General features: G+C 70.3%; 14 protein-coding genes. 5 read left to right on the forward strand and 9 right to left on the reverse strand.

All coding sequences use genetic code 11. From position 1 onward, the window contains the following. Nucleotides 1-136: 136 nt before the first annotated feature. Complete coding sequence (locus AB7878_RS10835; RefSeq protein ID WP_369494377.1) at nucleotides 137-1,735, reverse strand: S53 family peptidase; 1,599 nt, start codon at nucleotides 1,733-1,735, stop codon at nucleotides 137-139. A 167-nt stretch (nucleotides 1,736-1,902) separates the two neighbouring features. Here AB7878_RS10835 and hemB point away from each other — a divergent pair, with 167 nt between their 5' ends. Further along, a complete protein-coding gene (gene hemB / locus AB7878_RS10840; RefSeq protein WP_369494378.1) occupies nucleotides 1,903-2,895 on the forward strand; it encodes a porphobilinogen synthase in 993 nt (330 codons plus the stop codon). Between the two features lie 7 nt (nucleotides 2,896-2,902). On the opposite strand, the gene AB7878_RS10845 is transcribed toward hemB, so the two are convergent. The 3 genes from AB7878_RS10845 to AB7878_RS10855 form a co-directional block, all read right to left on the reverse strand. Beyond that, nucleotides 2,903-4,042 (reverse strand): acyltransferase family protein, encoded by a 1,140-nt coding sequence (locus AB7878_RS10845; RefSeq protein WP_369494379.1) that lies wholly within the window; start codon nucleotides 4,040-4,042, stop codon nucleotides 2,903-2,905. Nucleotides 4,043-4,188: 146 nt separating this feature from the next. Beyond that, entirely contained in the window at nucleotides 4,189-4,686 is a 498-nt protein-coding gene (locus AB7878_RS10850) for a DoxX family protein (protein WP_369494380.1), read from the reverse strand. Nucleotides 4,687-4,759: 73 nt separating this feature from the next. Then, nucleotides 4,760-5,065, reverse strand: a complete 306-nt coding sequence (locus AB7878_RS10855; protein WP_369494381.1) for a carboxymuconolactone decarboxylase family protein — start codon at nucleotides 5,063-5,065, stop codon at nucleotides 4,760-4,762. 316 nt (nucleotides 5,066-5,381) lie between these two features. Here AB7878_RS10855 and AB7878_RS10860 point away from each other — a divergent pair, with 316 nt between their 5' ends. Then, the gene (locus AB7878_RS10860; RefSeq protein ID WP_369494382.1) at nucleotides 5,382-6,320 is read left to right on the forward strand and encodes an alpha/beta hydrolase; all 939 of its coding nucleotides are present in this window, start codon (nucleotides 5,382-5,384) and stop codon (nucleotides 6,318-6,320) included. A gap of 6 nt (nucleotides 6,321-6,326) precedes the next feature. Here the strand turns inward: AB7878_RS10860 and AB7878_RS10865 are convergent, their stop codons facing one another. Genes AB7878_RS10865 through AB7878_RS10875 form a run of 3 tightly spaced genes read right to left on the reverse strand, consistent with a single transcriptional unit; the run spans nucleotide 6,327 to nucleotide 7,608 of the window. Continuing rightward, nucleotides 6,327-6,707, reverse strand: coding sequence for a tautomerase family protein (locus AB7878_RS10865; protein ID WP_369494383.1), 381 nt, complete (start codon nucleotides 6,705-6,707; stop codon nucleotides 6,327-6,329). Between the two features lie 23 nt (nucleotides 6,708-6,730). Further along, nucleotides 6,731-7,294, reverse strand: coding sequence for a DUF4865 family protein (locus AB7878_RS10870; protein WP_369494384.1), 564 nt, complete (start codon nucleotides 7,292-7,294; stop codon nucleotides 6,731-6,733). After that, nucleotides 7,291-7,608 (reverse strand): carboxymuconolactone decarboxylase family protein, encoded by a 318-nt coding sequence (locus AB7878_RS10875; RefSeq protein ID WP_369494385.1) that lies wholly within the window; start codon nucleotides 7,606-7,608, stop codon nucleotides 7,291-7,293. Before AB7878_RS10875 ends, AB7878_RS10870 begins: the two co-directional genes overlap by 4 nt. A gap of 157 nt (nucleotides 7,609-7,765) precedes the next feature. Here AB7878_RS10875 and AB7878_RS10880 point away from each other — a divergent pair, with 157 nt between their 5' ends. Beyond that, entirely contained in the window at nucleotides 7,766-8,644 is an 879-nt protein-coding gene (locus tag AB7878_RS10880) for a LysR substrate-binding domain-containing protein (RefSeq protein ID WP_369494386.1), read from the forward strand. Between the two features lie 90 nt (nucleotides 8,645-8,734). On the opposite strand, the gene AB7878_RS10885 is transcribed toward AB7878_RS10880, so the two are convergent. Next, entirely contained in the window at nucleotides 8,735-9,523 is a 789-nt protein-coding gene (locus AB7878_RS10885; protein WP_369494387.1) for a glutaminyl-peptide cyclotransferase, read from the reverse strand. Nucleotides 9,524-9,621: 98 nt separating this feature from the next. On the opposite strand from AB7878_RS10885, the gene AB7878_RS10890 reads away from it, so the two are divergent. Further along, the gene (locus tag AB7878_RS10890; protein WP_369494388.1) at nucleotides 9,622-11,460 is read left to right on the forward strand and encodes a monovalent cation:proton antiporter-2 (CPA2) family protein; all 1,839 of its coding nucleotides are present in this window, start codon (nucleotides 9,622-9,624) and stop codon (nucleotides 11,458-11,460) included. 104 nt (nucleotides 11,461-11,564) lie between these two features. Further along, on the forward strand, nucleotides 11,565-12,638 hold the full coding sequence (locus tag AB7878_RS10895; protein ID WP_369494389.1) for a glycosyltransferase family 9 protein: 1,074 nt from the start codon (nucleotides 11,565-11,567) through the stop codon (nucleotides 12,636-12,638). Between the two features lie 42 nt (nucleotides 12,639-12,680). Here the strand turns inward: AB7878_RS10895 and AB7878_RS10900 are convergent, their stop codons facing one another. Beyond that, on the reverse strand, nucleotides 12,681-16,160 hold the full coding sequence (locus tag AB7878_RS10900; RefSeq protein WP_369494390.1) for an ankyrin repeat domain-containing protein: 3,480 nt from the start codon (nucleotides 16,158-16,160) through the stop codon (nucleotides 12,681-12,683). Between the last annotated feature and the right edge of the window lie 15 nt (nucleotides 16,161-16,175).

Raw genomic sequence — 16,175 nt, forward strand, 5'->3', positions numbered from 1 at the left:
ACAAGCCTGCCTTGTCAGGCCGGTGCGCGTCTACTGTGTGCATACGTATGGTGCGCGAATGGGGCTTGGAATCCGTCCAGATCCCCCCGTGGCCCGCGCCAGGACAACGCGGGCTACGGGGCGGTTCGGAACGCGCTCAGGCATGCCCGTGCTTGTGGTGGTGCTTGCCCGGTCCGGCGGGCGGCGCCCCCGCGGCGGGCGGGTTCTGTGCCGCCAGTGCGGCCAGCAGCGCCTGGCCGTCCGGACTGCCCAGCCCGGTGCAGGCGTCCCAGCCCGGGCCGGCGGTGTAGCTGCCGTTGTTGCCCTGGGTGATGTCGTGGAAGGCCGTGCCGCCGCCCTGGTACAGCGCAGCATGTACGTCACCCACCGCGCGGCCCAGCGACTGGTTGCAGCGCGCCAGCAGCGCGGCCCACAGCGGCGCTACCGCACTGGTGCCCCCGATCACCTCGTCCTGGCCGTCCACGCGCACCTGGTAGCCGGTGAGTGGATCGGCGTCGCCCGCCACGTCGGGCACGCCGCGGCCCGCGTAGCCGTTCGGCGCCTGCGGCACGCCGGCGCCCTGCTGCCATGCGGGCAGCGCGTAGTCCACGCTGACGCCGCCGCCGGTGGCGCCCTCGTTGCCGGCGGTCTCGTTCCACACCGTTTCGCCGGTGATCGCGCTGGCGCTGGCGGTCAGCGTGGTGCCGCCGCAGGCCAGCGTGTACGGACTGGAAGCGGGGAAATCCACGTGCGGCTGGCCGTCGCTCTCGCCGTCGCCGGAACCGCTGTCGCCCGCGGCGGCGGTCACCGTGACGCCGAGCGCGGCGGCGTCCTCCAGCGCGCTCTGCATCGCGGCGAGCGAGGACGCGCTCCAGCTGTCCTCCGGGCCACCCCAGCTGATCGAGATGATGGACGGCTTGTGCGTGGCGTCGTGCGCTGCCTGCGAGATCGCCTCGTAGAAACCCTGGTCGGTGTTCGGCGCGAAGTACACCGCGATCGTCGCGCCCGGCGCCAGCGCGCCCACCATTTCGATGTCCAGCATCACCTCGGCGTCGGCCGCGCCGCCGGGGCGGTTCTTGCCGCCGGCCACCGACACGGCGGTCACTGTGGGTGTGGCGATGCCCAGTGCGGCGAAGTAGCTGGCGAGGTCGGTCTTGCGGAAGCCGCCGCCCAGCTCGATCAGGGCCACGCACTGGCCGCTGCCGTCCGTGCTCGCGGGGAAGTTGTAGAGCTGCCCCATCTGGGGCGGCGTGTAGGTCTGGTTCGGCGTCGCCAGCGCCTTGCGGAAGTGCGGCTTCGCCACCGGGCGGCGGTCCAGGCCAAGCACGGCGATCACCGAGGGAGCCAGTCCGGGCGGCAGCACGGGCGCCTGCGTGTGGCCAACGACATAGCGGCGCGTACCGGGCATCCGGTAGCGCCCCAGTTGCACGCCGAACGCGTGTTGCAGCGCGTCCACCGAGCCCTTGAAGTGCAGCACGCGCCGGTGCGAATCGCAGCCGGTTTCCACGAGGCCGTGCGTGCGGGCGTGGCTGCGCACGCGCTCAATGTCGGCGGGGTCGGCGCCGCAATGCGCGCCGAACTCGCCGCGTGGCCAGCGCGGCGACCGCGGCCATGCGGCCGGCACCGGCGCCTGCCCCATGCGCCGCAACACCACGGTGACCCCGAGCGGTGTGTGGCTGCTGTGCGGGCCGAGGTAACGCGTCCCGGCGGGAAAGGGGTGGCTGGCATGGGCAACGCGGTGCGCGGAAGTGTTCATGAGGGTGCCTCCCGTGATGGTCGACGCGAGCCTGCGCCGAATCGTGTATGCAGGGCGTGGGCCAGATGTTGGCGCTTCGTGCGGCGCGGCTGCGGCAAAGCGTCCGCGGCGGTCGTGGCTGCGTGGCGCGGCGCTAAAATGCACGGATTCCTCCGCGAGACCGCCCCATGAGTTTTCCCGCCATCCGCCTGCGCCGCATGCGCCACGACGCCTTCTCCCGCGCACTGATGCGCGAGCACAGCCTGCTGCCCAGCGACCTCGTCATGGTCGCCTTCGTGATCGATGGCGAAGGCCGGCGCGAGGCCGTGCCGTCGATGCCGGGCGTGGAACGGCTCTCCATCGACGAGCTGGTGAAGCTCGCCGGCGAGTGCGTGCGCCTCGGCATTCCCGCGCTGGCGCTGTTCCCGTCGCCGGGGCAGGGCGTGAAGAGCGAGGACGCGCGCGAGGCGTGGAATCCCGACAACCTGATGCACCGCGCCACGCGTGCGCTGAAATCGAAGTACCCCGAACTGGGCCTGATCGGCGACGTGGCGCTCGACCCCTACACCACGCACGGCCAGGACGGCCTGGTCGACGAAAGCGGCTACGTGATGAACGAGCCCACCGTCGAGGCGCTGGTGAAGATGGCGCTGGCCCAGGCCGACGCCGGCATGGACGTGGTGGCGCCCTCGGACATGATGGACGGCCGCATCGGCGCGATCCGCGAGGCGCTGGAGGAAGCCGGGCACATCCACACGCGCATCCTCGCCTACTCGGCGAAATACGCGTCGAGCTTCTACGGCCCGTTCCGCGACGCGGTGGGCTCGTCCGCCAACCTCGGCAAGGGCAACAAGCACACCTACCAGATGGACGTCGCCAACAGCGACGAGGCGCTGCGCGAGGTGGAGCTCGACATCGCCGAGGGCGCCGACATGGTGATGGTGAAGCCCGGTCTGCCCTACCTCGACGTGCTGCGCCGGGTGAAGGACGCGTTCGGCATGCCCACCTTCGTCTACCAGGTCTCGGGCGAGTACGCGATGCTCAAGGCCGCCACGCAGAACGGCTGGCTGGACGAGAAAGCCGTGGTGCTGGAGACGCTCACCGCGTTCAAGCGCGCGGGCGCGGACGCGATCCTCAGCTACTACGCGGTGGATGCGGCGAAGTGGCTGCGCGGGGAGTGAGCTGGAATCATCCGGCTGCGCGCCTCAAAAGCTTCTCCGCCAACCACTTCCGCGCCGGCAAGTCGTAAAGCTTCAGGCACGCATACGCGATGGCGATGCTCGCGACGAAGACCGCGGCGCCCGCCGCGCACCGGGTGGCGAAGGGCAGCGCCTGGTGTGCGCCCACCCATTCGGTGTAGACGTAGATCAGGCCGTAGTGCGTGATGTAGAGCGGGTAGGAGAGTTCGCCGAAGAATCCGGCGATGCGGGTGGACAGGCCGTCGACCCGCGTTGCGCCGGCGCCGATGGCGACGATGAGCGGGAACACCGCGATGACACATAGCGACTCGTACAGGCCGTTCAGCCACGGGCGGTCGGCGCCGCCGAAGCGGGGTAGCGCCAGCGCCACGACCAGCAGCAGGCTGCACACGGCGAACGCATGCTTGATCCGGATGCGCTTGCCCAGGCGCATCAGCAGCATGCCGGCAAGGAAGGGGAACAGCAGGCGGGCGAAGCCGATGTGCAGTTGTTCCGGGTCGATGGCCCAGCCGCCGATCACGTCGCCGCGCTTGCCGAACACGGCGAGCTGCACGAGGAACGCGGCGGCCAGCGCCACCAGCACGCCCAGCCAGCGGTTCGACAGCTTGCGCAGGCCGATCGCGTACAGGATGTTCGCGATGTATTCGAAGAATAGCGACCACGCCGGGCCGTCGAGCGGATGCATCTCGCTCCAGCCGCGGATGTCCATCGACGGCGGCAGCGGCAGCAGCGTCCAGCCCACCAGCATCACCAGCAGCATCTTCCACACCGGCGTGGCTTCGATCAGCGGGAAGGCCGAGCCTGCCTGGAAGTAGAACAGCACTGCGCCGATCGTCGTGCCCATGATGACCATCGGTTGCAGGCGGATCAGCCGGCGCTTGAAGAAGTCCCACGTGCCCAGCGCCTGCCAGCGGTCGTCGTAGGCATAGGCGATCACGAAGCCCGACAGCAGGAAGAAGAAATCCACGGCCAGGTAGCCGTGGTTGATCGGTTGCGTCAGCGGATGATCCGGCTTGTACGCCTCGCAGAGGTGGAACAGCACCACCATCAGCGAGGCGACGCCGCGCAGTCCGTCGAGGATGAGGTAATGGTCCTTGCCAGCCCCGATGGCTGCGGAGTTCTTTGTCATGTGCGATGCGCTGCATGAGCCGATGATGGGCAAGCTCCGGATGCTACAAGTTCCTGCGGGGCCATGTGCCCGCAAAATCGCCTGGAGCGATTTTTGGCGCGGCGCGCTGGTTGTGTCGCGGAATAGTGCGGCCGCTTCGGTAAGCCTCATGCAGGACCGTCATCCGGGGGCTGTTCCTTGCGCTTGCGCAACAGGTTGTCCAGCGCCCACGGTCCCACGCCGCCCAGCACCAGCGCGGCCAGGCCGGCAAGGTAGAGCAGGTCGCATTCGTAGCCCGGCTGCCCGAAGTGCGCGCCGGCCGGCGTGACGGCCATCAGCTTGATCGAGCTGAAGCCGTAGGGCAGGTGCACGGTGAAGATGGCCACCAGCAGCACGATCGCCATCGGCACGCTGGCCAGCGCCACGAAGGCGCCCAGCAGGATGGCCAATCCCCCGAACACTTCGACCAGGATGGTGGCCCAGGACATCAGGTGTGGAAAAGGCACGCCGATGGCCCGCAGGATCGCCGCGAACGCATCGGCGCCGCGGCCAAGCTTGGCGAAGCCGTGCTCCATGAATCCGTAGCCCACGATCAGGCGCAGGGGGATCGGCGCCCAGCTGGCAAGCCGTCGGGATATCGCGGGTACGGTCAGGGAATGGTCCACGTTCGTGCCTTGGCTGGTGTCGGTGCCGATCGATCGTTCCGGTGGCGTGGACGGACGCGCCGCCGGAGCGGTGTCAGTCGTGCAGCAGGTGGCTGGCGTGGGTGATCGCGCCGCCGGCGCGGATCGCCGCGGCGACCATGGCGGTCTCGGCCAGTTGCGTGTCGTCGGCGCCGGCGTCGCGTGCCGCCCTGGTGTGGATCTCGATGCAATATGGGCATTGCGTGGTCAGCGCCACGGCCACCGCGATCAGCTGCTTCTGTCGCGCGTCGAGGGCGCCCGCGGTGAAGGCCGCCTTGTCGAAGGCCCGGAACGCCTGCATGGCGTCCGGCGTCTTCTCGTCGAGCTTTTTCAGGCGGCTCAGGTTCTTCATGTCGTACATGCGGGGTTCCTCGTGTTGATGCGGGGCAGTGAAGGCCAAATGGATGCCGGTCGGCCGGCAGGATGGCGTGGCCGACATCGACAGTTCGCCGCGGCCTGGCGATCGGTTACATCGCCGTTCGTCGTGCCGCCGCCCTGGAGAACGCGAGCCGGCTCCCGGCCAACGACCCGGTGCGTCATGGCGCGAGAGCGGGTTTGCCTGAAAAAGTCCCCAAAAACGACGGCTGAAAGTCCGCAGCGGTGTGCACGATGGAAAGAGGGGGGCGGTGGTTTCCCACCACGCGGATCCTGATCGAGCACCAGCACGGAGGAGCGTCATGAAACTGTGGATCATGGTCCTGTGCCTGCTGCTTGCATGCGCGGGCGCGCAGGCGGCGGAAACGGCCTGGCAACCTTCCGCCGGCCATGTGGAGCTGCCGCTGTGGCCGGGCACGCCGCCCGACATGAAGCCCATGCCGGGGCCGGAGTACGCGAAAACCGGCACCACGCTGCTCGCCGGCAAGACCGTGACCGCCGTGAGCAACGTGTCGCGACCCACCATGACGGTCTATGCCCCGCAAGGGAAGAACACCGGCGCCGCGGTGGTGGTGATCCCCGGCGGCGGCTTCGAGATCCTGGCCATCGACCTGGAAGGCACCGAGATCTGCGACTGGCTGACCGCGCGCGGCATCACCTGCGTGCTGCTGAAATACCGCGTTCCGGGTGCGCCCTACGACTGGCACTGCGATTGCCGGCCGCACAATTTTCAGGTGCCGACGATGGCGCTGGAGGACGTGCAGCGCACGATGGGACTGGTGCGCCTGCATGCGAAGGCATGGCACATCGATCCGAACAAGATCGGCGTGGTCGGTTTCTCCGCCGGCGGTTTCCTGGTGGCGGAGATCAGCACGCACTTCGACAAGCGCCTGTACAAGCCGGTGGATGCGGCCGACCAGGAAAGCGCGCGCCCGGATTTCGCGATGGCGATCTACCCGGGACACCTCGCGCACGACGATGGCACCTTGAACAAGAACGTGCCCGTCACCCGCGACACGCCGCCCACCTTCATCGTGCAGGCCGAGAACGACGACGTAGATGGCGTGCAGCAGGCGTTGACTTATTTCGCCGCGCTGAAAGCCGCCGACGTGCCGACGGAAATGCATCTGTACGCGCAAGGCGGCCATGCCTTCGGCGTGCGGCGCACGAACCTGCCGATCACCCGTTGGACCGATCTGGCGGATGCGTGGATGCGAACGATAGGCGTGCTTTCGCCCTGAGGTTGTTCACGCGTACTGCGCGATGCCGTGGCCGAACGACCAGTTCTCCTTCGCCGTTTCCAGCAGGTTGATGAATACGTCTTCGGGGCGCAGGCCGGGATCGGCGGTGAGCTTCTCCGCAACGCGGCGATAGAACGCCTGCTTCTGTGCCACCGTGCGCGTGTTGCTGCAGGCGATTTGCACGATCACCAGATCGTCGCTGCGCGCGATGCCGAGGTAGTGCGGGTCGTAGTCGAATTCCTCGGCCTCATGCTGGTGGATCAGGATGAAACGATCATCCTCGGGCACGTTGAAGGTCTCGCGCATGGCTTCGTAGATGCCGTTGCGCAGGGCGGTGAGCTGGGCGGCGGACTTGCCGCGGCGCAGGGAGATGCGGACGAGAGGCATGGGTAGCTCCGTGGGTGTGGGGTTCAGTGCGGTTGCGAGACATGGCCGACGCGGTAGAGCTGGCGATCCGCGTGGGCAAGATCGGGGCGCAGCGTCGGCCACAGGCGCAGGCGCAGCAGGGTCCAGCCGGCCGGGTCGCAGGCGCTGATCGCGGCCAGCGCTCCGGCGGCGCGGTCCTGCCGTGCCGCGGCGGCCTCGGCGGCGCGCAGTTCAGCCAAATCGGCATGCGCGGGAATCGGGACGAGCTCACGCGTGGCGCAAACGGTGTCGTGCAGATCCGCGGCCAGTTCCGCCTGCCACGGTATCCATGTGTGCACCGCGGGGCGGCCGAAGTCGCGCGCCAGCGCGGCGAAGCCGGCGCCGCCGAGGAAGGCGTTCATGCCCTCGCTGTCGTGCCACAGGTAGAACGGCGCGTAGAGGTTGTCACGGCTGGGTAGCGCATCGTCGTTGCGTGACGCGTGCAACCAGGCCTTGAACGCGAGACCGGGGAAGTCGTCGAGCAGATGACCCTTGTCCGCAATGCGGCGGCGGATGATCGCCATGTCGTAGTCGGCAGGCAGGGTGATGGCGTACTGCATCGCGATCATGGCGCCAGCTCCTTGCGCAGCACGCCGATCGCCGAGAACGCGCAAGGCCAGCCGGCGTAGAACGCGAGGTGGGTGATCAGCTCGACCAGTTCCGTTTCACCGAGGCCGTTGTCGCGGGCGCGGGCGACGTGGAACGGCAGCTGCTCGGTGCGGTTGAGCGCGACCAGCGCCGCCAGCGTGGCGATGCTGCGCTCGCGCGGGGCGAGTCCGGTGCGCGCCCAGATGTCGGCGAACAGCACCTCGTCGGTGAGTTCGGCCAGCTTCGGGGCAAAGTCGCCGATGCTCTTGCGGGCGTAGTGCGGATCGTGGGCCATGTCGGCAGTCTCCGGGGGATTTGACCAAGGCTCCGAGCTTGAGAGCGGCTCAAGTTCGGAGCATTGGGGATTTGACGGTGGCCACGATAGCGCTCCATGATGATCCTGAAAATCGGGAAATTTGGAATCTTCAGTCCCGGAAAACAGGATCGTCACCATGTCTCGCGTCAACTTTGACATCGACAATCTGCGCAGCTTCGCCACCGGCATCGAGCTGGGCAGCTTCGCGCAGGCGGCGGGGCGGCTGAACCGCTCCACCTCCGCGGTGAGCGCGCAGCTGAAGAAGCTGGAGCAGCAGGCCGGCGCGCCGCTGCTGCGCAAGGCCGGCCGCGGCATGGCGCTCACCGAGGCGGGCGAGGTGATGCTGGGCTACGCGCGGCGCCTGCTGGAATTGAACGACGAGGCCGCCGCGGCGATCCGCGGCGCGGAGCTGGAGGGCCGCGTGCGGCTGGGCCTGCAGGAGGACTTCGGCGAAAGCCTGCTGCCCGCGGTGCTGGGGCGCTTCGCGCGGGCGCATCCCCGGCTGCGCATCGAGGCGCGCATCGCGCGCAACGCGGAGCTGCTGGATGGCGTGAATCGCGGCCGGCTGGATCTCGCGCTGGCCTGGGAGGCCGGTGCGGACAGTCCGCACGCCGAGCGCGTGGGGCGCTGGCCGATGCGCTGGATAGCCGCGGCTGGCGCTGCGCCGTCGAAGCTGCGCCAGCGCGGCGAACCACTGCCGCTGGCGGTGCTGGAGGCACCCTGCCTGCTGCGCAACGCGGCGATCGAGGCGCTGGACCGCGCCGGCATCGCGTGGCGCATCGCCTTCAGCAGCGCCAGCCTCGCTGGTACCTGGGCCGCGGTGAGTGCGGGGCTGGGCGTGAGCGTGCGCACGCCGCTGGGTCTGCCCAACAGCGTGCGGGCGCTGACCGCGAGGGAGGCCGGGTTGCCCGCACTGCCGATGCTTGGGTTGGCCTTGCATCGCGCCGAGGCGGAACCGGCGCCAGCGGTGGCGCAGCTGGCCGGCATCATCCAGCGCACGCTGGCGGCAGGGTAATTGCGCATGTAGGAACGCACCCTGTGCGCGAATCTTTGGTGTTTCGATCAACGCCAGAGCCATCGCGCACAGGGTGCGCCTACAGCGTTCTCAGCGTCTGCGCTTCGGCGCGGTCAGCCTGATCTCGTACAGCTTCGGCCAGCATTTGCCGGTGACGAACAGGCGGTCGTGCTGCGCGTCGTACGCGATGCCGTTCAACACGTCGTTGACGGGATCGGCCAGCGTGGCGGCTGGCGGCACCAGGCCGGCGAGCTCGATCCAGCCCACCACCTTGCCGCTCTTCGGGTCGATGCGCGCGATGCGCGTGGTGAGCCACACGTTGGCGTAGATCTGGCCCTTCACCCATTCCAGTTCGTTGATGTTCTGCAGCGGCTGGCCGTCGGCCGTCACGTCGATCTGGCCGGTCTGCTTGAGCGTTTCGGGGTCGAGGATGCGGATGGTGGGCGTGCCGTCGCTCATGTAGAGCTGCTGGCCATCGCTGGTCAGCGCCCAGCCCTCGCCCGGATAGTCGAAACGCGCCTGCGGCTTCAGCGTGGCGAGGTCGTAGACGAAACCTTCGTGGTTGCGCCAGGTGAGCTGGATCAGCTTGTCCTTCCACACCGCGATGCCTTCGCCGTAGTCCGGCCACGGCGTGGGCGACTGCTGCAGCACCTTGCCGGTCGCCAGCTCCACCTTGCGCATGCTGGAGGCGCCCACCTGGCCGGTGCTCTCGTAGAGATGGCCGTCCAGATACAGCAGGCCCTCGGTATAGGCCTGCGGATCGTGCGGGTAGCCGTGCACCACGCGGTAGCCGTAGACGGGGATGCTCTCGTGCGCGCGCGCCGGGGCGGTGCAAGCCAGGGCGAATGCGGCGGTGGCGATGGCGGCGAGGATTTTCATGGTCGTGGATGATCCCATGCTGCGGCCTTGCGTGGCAGCACAGCCGGTGAATGCGGGCGCGTGGAATAATCGGGACCCGCGAACGGAACGGAGTGCACGTGGACAGCCATCATTTTCTGCAGCTGGCCGTGGTGTTCCTGCTGGCCACGGTGGTCGCGGTGCCGCTGACCAAGCGCTTCCGGCTGGGCTCGGTGCTGGGCTATCTGCTGGCCGGCATGGCGATCGGGCCGCAGGCGCTGGGCCTGGTGGGCGACACCGGAGGGGTTGCCGCGATCTCCGAGTTCGGCGTGGTGCTGATGCTGTTCGTGATCGGCCTGGAGCTGTCGCCGCAGCGGCTGTGGGTGATGCGGCGCTCGGTGTTCGGCACCGGCTTGCTGCAGGTGCTGGCCACCAGCGCGGTGATCGGCGTGATCGCCTGGCGCCTGCTCGGCCTCACGCCGGGGGCGGCGTTCATCGTGGCCGGCAGCCTGGCGCTGTCGTCCACCGCGTTCGGCCTGCAGATCCTCGGCGAACGCAAGGAGGCCGGTTCGGCCTACGGACGGCAGGCGTTCGCGATCCTGCTGTTCCAGGATCTCGCGGCGATTCCGCTGATCGCGGCGGTGCCGCTCCTGGCCAGCAGCACGACCAGCCACGGCTTCGATCTCGCGGGTACGCTGCGCACGGTGGGCGTGATCGTGGCGGTGGTGGTGGGCGGCCGCTACCTGCTGCGGCCGGTGTTCCGCTTCGTGGCGAAGGCGGATGCGGTGGAGGTGTCCACCGCCACCGCGCTGCTGGTGGTGATGGGCGTGGCGCTGCTGATGGAGGTGGCCGGTGTGTCGGTGACGCTGGGCGCCTTCCTCGCCGGCGTGCTGCTCGCCGATTCGGAATACCGCCACGAGCTGGAATCCAACATCGAGCCGTTCAAGGGCCTGCTGCTGGGGTTGTTCTTCATCAGCGTGGGCATGTCGATGGACATCTCGCTGCTGCTGCGCGCACCGGTGCTGGTGCTGGGCCTGGTCGCCGCGCTGCTGCTGTTGAAGGGCGCGTTGCTGTGGCCGCTGGGGCGCATCGTGGGCGGGCTGGAGCGCGGCGATGCGCTGCGCCTCGCGGTGCTGCTGGCCTGCGGCGGCGAGTTCGCGTTCGTGGTGCTCAAGCTGGCCGGCGAGCAGGGCCTGGTCAGCGCGCGCCAGCACAACCTGCTGGTGCTGGCGATCACGCTGTCGATGGCGTTGACGCCGCTGCTGGTGACGGGCCTGGCGAAGCTGCTGGGTGCGCACAAGGTGCGCAAACCGGCACGCGCGTTCGACACCATCGTGGCGCACTCGCCGCGCGTGATCATCGCCGGCTACGGCCGCATGGGGCAGATCGTGTCGCGCGTGTTGCGCGCGGAAGGCATCCCGTTCGTGGCGCTGGACCACTCGGTCGAGCAGATGGACCTGATCCGCCGCTTCGGCCGCGGCAGCGACATCTTCTATGGCGATCCCGCGCGCCCCGAGTTGCTGCGCGCCGCGCAGGCGGACAAGGCCGAGGTGTTCGTGCTGGCCAGCGACAATCCCGAATCCAGCCTGCACGTGGCGCGCGTGGTGCGGCGCATGTATCCGCACCTGAAGATCGTGGCGCGCGCGCGCAATCGCCAGCACGTGTGGCGGTTGATGGATCTCGGCATCGACGACCCGATCCGCGAGACGCTCTATTCCAGCCTCAAGATGACCAAGCAGGCGCTGATCGCGCTGGGCCTGACGCCCGAACGCGCGATGGATCGCGTGGAACGTTTCCGCCGCCAGGACGCCGAGCTGATCAAGACGCAGTACCTCGTCTACGACGACGAGGCCAAGCTGGTGCAGACCACGAAAGAGGCGCTGGCCGAACTCGACAAGCTGTTCGAGGCCGATGCCGAGCCGCAGGCGCGGCAGGCGCGCGAGCGCAATCCGGACACGCCGTTGACGAGTTCGGACTGAACCGTTCGCAAGATATCTTCGCCTTATTTTGCGGTGCTTTACGTGTTCCTGCGTGCGCAAAAACCTGCCGTCAACGCGGCTCGTCGAGCAGCGTTTCGACGGGCATGCCCAAGCCCGTGCACCCGCTCGTCATCCGCTTCGGTCGCCTCGGCGACACCGTGCTGTTGCAGCCGCTGCTGCACAAGTTGCAGCAGCGCTACGGCCAGCCCTGCGACCTGCTCGCGATCGGCGCGTGGCCGGCGGAGTTGTACGCGGACCAGCCCGAGGTGGCCGAGGTACTCGCCCTGCGCGCGCCACGCCGGCCGCTGCTGATCAGTCGCGAACGTTGGCGCGCGATCGGCTGGCTGCACGAGCGGCGCGAGGCGCCGGTCTACGTATGCGAGCCGCAGCCACGTGCGCTGCTGCGGATCCAACGCATGCTCCGGCTGGCGGGCGTGCCGACGGCGCACCGCGCCTACCTGGTCGACTTGCCGTTGCGCGAACGCGAACACTGGGTCGACCACCTGCTGCGTTTCGGCGACGGCACGCCGGCCGCGTTCCGTGGCCGTTGCGATGCGCTGGCGATCGATCCCGGCGCCGCACCGCAACTGCGGGTCGACGCGGCAGCCCGGTTCGACTGCGAGCGCTGGCTGCACGCACGCGGCCTGCACGGCCATCCACTGGTGCTGCTGCAGCCGGCCAACAAGCGCACCCTGCGCTGGAACGGCGTGCGTGCGATCGTGGACGACGACAAGGCGTGGCCGGTGCAGCACTGGGCGGCGCTGGCCTGGACGATCCTGGAGACGCTGCCCTCGGCCCGGGTGCTGCTGTGCGGCAGTCCGCAGGAGGCCGATTACCTGGAAGGCATCCGCGCGATCGCGGCCAGCGAGGCGGTGACGTCAGTCGCCGAGGAGCTGCCGCTGACGCGGCTGAAGGCCTTGCTGGGCTGCGCGCACAGCATGGTGTCGGTGGACACGGGACCGGCGCATCTCGCCGCCGCGCTGGGTTGCTCGCTGGTGGTGATGTTCGGCGCCGCCGCGCCCGCGCACTGGGCGCCGCGCGCGGCGCCGGGCAGTGCGGTGACGGTGCTGGGCGGGGCGTCATGCAACGCGCGGGTGGATACCCTCACGGTGGCGCAGGTCGCCGACGCCTGGCGCGGCCTGCCGCCGCGCCAGGCGCGTTGGCGTGCGGTGGCCTGAGGATGCCCCGGCGCTGACCGGCGCATTCCCGTTCGATCCCGCTCACTCCGCCGGCTGGGCCGGTTGGCGCAGGGTCTGCCGCACGCTAGGGATCGCGCCGCTGCGCACCGCCAGTTCGTGGGCGATGTCCACGTAGCCGAGCTGGCGCGCCACATCGGCGGCGGTGCGGCCGAACGCGTCGGCGGCGGCGCGGTCGGCGCCGCGCGACAGCAGCACGCGGGCCGGCGGCAGCAGCGCGTGCATCGCGCAGGCGTGCAGCGCGGTGACGCCGCGCTGGTCGGCATGCGCCACGTCGGCGCCGGCTTCCAGCAGCACCGGCACCAGTGCGCCGAGATGGGTGGCGTCGCAGTCGCTGCCGGGACGCAGCTGGGCGCCAAGCAGCAGCAGCAGCGCGGTCTTGCCTTCGCCGTCGGCGTGGTTGACGTCGGCGCCATGCTTGAACAGCACGTCCAGCAGGCGGCGCGCGCGCAGGCTGTCGTTGTGCTCGAAACCGTATTGCGCGGCGGCGTGCAGCGCGCTGTGGCCGCGCGCGTCGACGGCGTTGACGTCGGCGCCCGCGGCGAGCAGGGCGTCGGCCAGTTCGGCGCGGCCCATCGCCGCGGCCACCATCAGCGCGGTGCTCTGGTTCGGCAGGCGCTGGTCGACCTCGGCCTTGCGTTCCAGCAGCAGCGCCACCGTGCTCTCGCGTCCACCGGCCACGGCGGCGGCCAGCGGGGTGATGCCGTTCGCCGTGGCCAGCGCGGGATCGGCGCCGGCATCGAGCAGGCAGGCGGCGAGTTCGCGGTGGCCGGCACCGCAGGCGTGCAGCAGCGCGCTGGCACCGTGCGCGTCGACGGTGTCGACCGCGAAGCCCAGTTCCAGCAGTCGCTGCACCGCGACCAGCGCGCCGGCCTGCGCCGCGGCGGGCAGGTCGTCGGCACGCAGCGGACGGCGTGGCCGCGTCCAGCCACCCCAGTCCAGCCAGCGTTCGATCGCCGGATGTTCCAGCGCCAGGCCCAGCGGCGTCTCGCCGTTGGTGTCGGCGGCTTCCGCGTCGGCGCCGTGGGCGATCAATGCGCGCACCAGCGGCAATGCGGCTTCGCCGTGTTCCAGCGCGGCGAACAGCGGCGTGCGGCCGTCGCGGTCGCGGCTGTTCGGGTTGCAGCCGCGCACGAGCAGGGCCTGCAGCAGCTCGCCGTGGCCGTTCGCCGCGGCGAGTTGCAGCGGCGTGCGTTCGCGCGCGTCGGGGCCGAACGGATCGGCGCCGCGTTCGAGCAAGGCCAGCGGCAACGCCGCGCCCTGCGCGGAGCCGCCGAGCCGCTGCAGCGCCTGCGCGAGCAGGCCGGCACCGGCCGGCGTGGCGCCGGCCTGCAGCAGGTCGTCGATGGCTTCGGTGGAAGCGGGCAGTTGCAGCAGCAGGGCGTCGAACAGGCGGCGGCCCAGCGGCGGCAGCACGGTGCGCTCATCGTTGGCGACGACGGTTTCGTCGCCGTGCTCGTCGTCGGGCTGCTGCGCGGCGAGGCGTGCCTCGGCAGCCAGGCCGTGGTCCAGCAACCAGCGCCGGGCCTGGCTCTGGCCGGGTTGGGCGAGGTCGAGGTAGAGCCGGGCCAGCTGCGCCTGCGGCCAGTCGCGCACACGCGCGGCGAAGCCGGAGACGATCGCCCAGTGGCCGAAACGCAGCGCGTCGAGCAGGTGCGCCGGGGTGTCGGCGCCGGAGGAGAGCGCCGCGTCGCCGAGATTGGCCGGCAGCGGGGTTTCCGGGTCGAGCAGGGCGACCAGATCCCAGCGCCCGGCGGCGGCGGCGTGGTCGAGCGCGCTGCGGCCGTCGCTGCCCGGAGTCTTCGGTTCGGCGCCCAGCGCGAGCAGGGCACGCACGGTGTCGGCGTGGGCGCGCGGCGACTGGCAGGCGAGCGTGAGCGCGTCGCGGCCGTGGCTGTCGCGCGTGCGGGCATCGGGTTGTGCCTCGGCGAGCCGCTGCACGATGCCCACCGCGCCGGCGCGCGCGGCTTCCATCAGCGCGGTGCTGCCGTGGCGGTCGGCCAGCGTGGCGTCGGCGCCGGCGGCGCACAGCGCACGGGCGATCTGCTCGTGGCCCTCGGCGGCGGCGGCGACCAGCGCGCTGCGGCGGCGCGCGTCCACCGCGTTCACCGCGGCGCGATGCTTGAGCAGCAGCTTCACGCCGGCGGGATCGTCGTCGGCGATGCCGGCGGCGGCGACCAGCGCGGGCTCGCCGTTCGCCGGCGCGGGCTTCGCGCCGCGTTCGAGCAGGAACTTCGCCAGCGGCCAGTTCGCGGCGCGGCAGGCCACCGCAAGCGGGCTGGCGCCGGCCTGGTCCAGCGCGTTGATAGTCGCGCCGGCGTCGAGCAGCATCGCCGCCACCATCGGTTCCTCGCTGAGCACCGCGCCGTGCAGGGCGGTGCGGCCCTCGCTGTCGGCGGCGAGCGGATCGGCACCGTTCGCGAGCAGGGTCATCACCGCCTCGGAACGGCCGTGCCAGCTGTCGCGGGTGGCGGCGAGCAGCGGGGTGAGCCCGCCGCTGGCGCGGTTGACGTCGGCGCCCTTGGCAATCAGGGCACGCAACAGCCGGGTGTCGGGCAGCAGCGCGGCGAGCATCAGCACGGGGCGCTGGTCGCGGTCCGTGGCGAGCGGTGCGGTGGCCGGATCGGCGCCGGCTTCGACCAGGGCCAGCGCGCGTTCGATGTCGCCGTCGCGGGTGGCGGCGAGCAGGGCGGCGGCCTGTTCCGGCGTGCCGGCGATGCGCTCCTGTTCGCTCAGGGGCGCGGCGACCGGCGCAGCGGATTTGGCGGTGGCCGGCGCATCGGCCAGTTCGGCACGACGGCGATGGCGATCGTGCTGGACGCACAGCAGGGTGCGCAGCGTGCGATTGGCCACGATCAGGCAACCCAGCGGCAGCAGCAGCACGCCGTACAGCGCCAGCGCGGCGGTGCGGATTTCCGAGGGCAGCATGCCGTACAGGCCGCTCAGCGCGATCGCGCCCCAGGTCAGCGCCAGCAGGGCCAGCGCGGCGGGCAGGAAGTGGCTGAAGAAGCGCTCCTCGCGCGCGAGGTGGCGACCGAACATCAGGCTGCGCAAGGTGGCGGTGAAGATCCACGAGCCGTCGTGCCGCGCGGGGTAGGCGTCGTCCCACACGAACACCAGGCCGAACGCGGGCCATGGCCGCCACAGCACGGCCAGCGCCAGCACCAGGGTGGCGACCAGCGCCAGCGTGGCGGCGAGGCTGTGCGACTGCGAGAGCGACAGCATCGGCCACGCCACCAGCGCGAACACGATCACCGCGTAGCCGGTGAACATCACCAAGTGCGCGGCGCCCCGGCGCAGCACGGTGCGCGCGAAGCTGGGCTCGGGATCGAAGCCGATCGCATGGCAGACAGCAGCCATCGTCAGCGCGTTCGCCAGCAATAGCGGGATCAGGGTCAGCGGGTGGGCGACCAGGCCGGCCAGCGCCACGGCGAGCAGTCCGGGAACGAACCAGGCGAGGGCCTGCAGGAACGGAGGGCGGCGGCGCGATTTGGTCTGGGTCATCGTCACAGTATAGGA

The organism is Rhodanobacter humi, assembly GCF_041107455.1.
Taxonomy (GTDB): domain Bacteria; phylum Pseudomonadota; class Gammaproteobacteria; order Xanthomonadales; family Rhodanobacteraceae; genus Rhodanobacter_A.

What these genes read in the sequence shown, in the direction of transcription:
- AB7878_RS10870 (WP_369494384.1), bottom strand. Translation starts at nt 7,294, where the DNA reads ATGATCGCGATGCAGTACGCCATCACCCTGCCTGCCGACTACGACATG.
- AB7878_RS10835 (WP_369494377.1), bottom strand. Translation starts at nt 1,735, where the DNA reads ATGAACACTTCCGCGCACCGCGTTGCCCATGCCAGCCACCCCTTTCCC.
- AB7878_RS10865 (WP_369494383.1), bottom strand. Translation starts at nt 6,707, where the DNA reads ATGCCTCTCGTCCGCATCTCCCTGCGCCGCGGCAAGTCCGCCGCCCAG.
- AB7878_RS10900 (WP_369494390.1), bottom strand. Translation starts at nt 16,160, where the DNA reads ATGACCCAGACCAAATCGCGCCGCCGCCCTCCGTTCCTGCAGGCCCTC.
- AB7878_RS10875 (WP_369494385.1), bottom strand. Translation starts at nt 7,608, where the DNA reads ATGGCCCACGATCCGCACTACGCCCGCAAGAGCATCGGCGACTTTGCC.
- AB7878_RS10885 (WP_369494387.1), bottom strand. Translation starts at nt 9,523, where the DNA reads ATGAAAATCCTCGCCGCCATCGCCACCGCCGCATTCGCCCTGGCTTGC.
- AB7878_RS10845 (WP_369494379.1), bottom strand. Translation starts at nt 4,042, where the DNA reads ATGACAAAGAACTCCGCAGCCATCGGGGCTGGCAAGGACCATTACCTC.
- AB7878_RS10855 (WP_369494381.1), bottom strand. Translation starts at nt 5,065, where the DNA reads ATGTACGACATGAAGAACCTGAGCCGCCTGAAAAAGCTCGACGAGAAG.
- AB7878_RS10860 (WP_369494382.1), top strand. Translation starts at nt 5,382, where the DNA reads ATGAAACTGTGGATCATGGTCCTGTGCCTGCTGCTTGCATGCGCGGGC.
- AB7878_RS10880 (WP_369494386.1), top strand. Translation starts at nt 7,766, where the DNA reads ATGTCTCGCGTCAACTTTGACATCGACAATCTGCGCAGCTTCGCCACC.
- hemB (WP_369494378.1), top strand. Translation starts at nt 1,903, where the DNA reads ATGAGTTTTCCCGCCATCCGCCTGCGCCGCATGCGCCACGACGCCTTC.
- AB7878_RS10895 (WP_369494389.1), top strand. Translation starts at nt 11,565, where the DNA reads ATGCCCAAGCCCGTGCACCCGCTCGTCATCCGCTTCGGTCGCCTCGGC.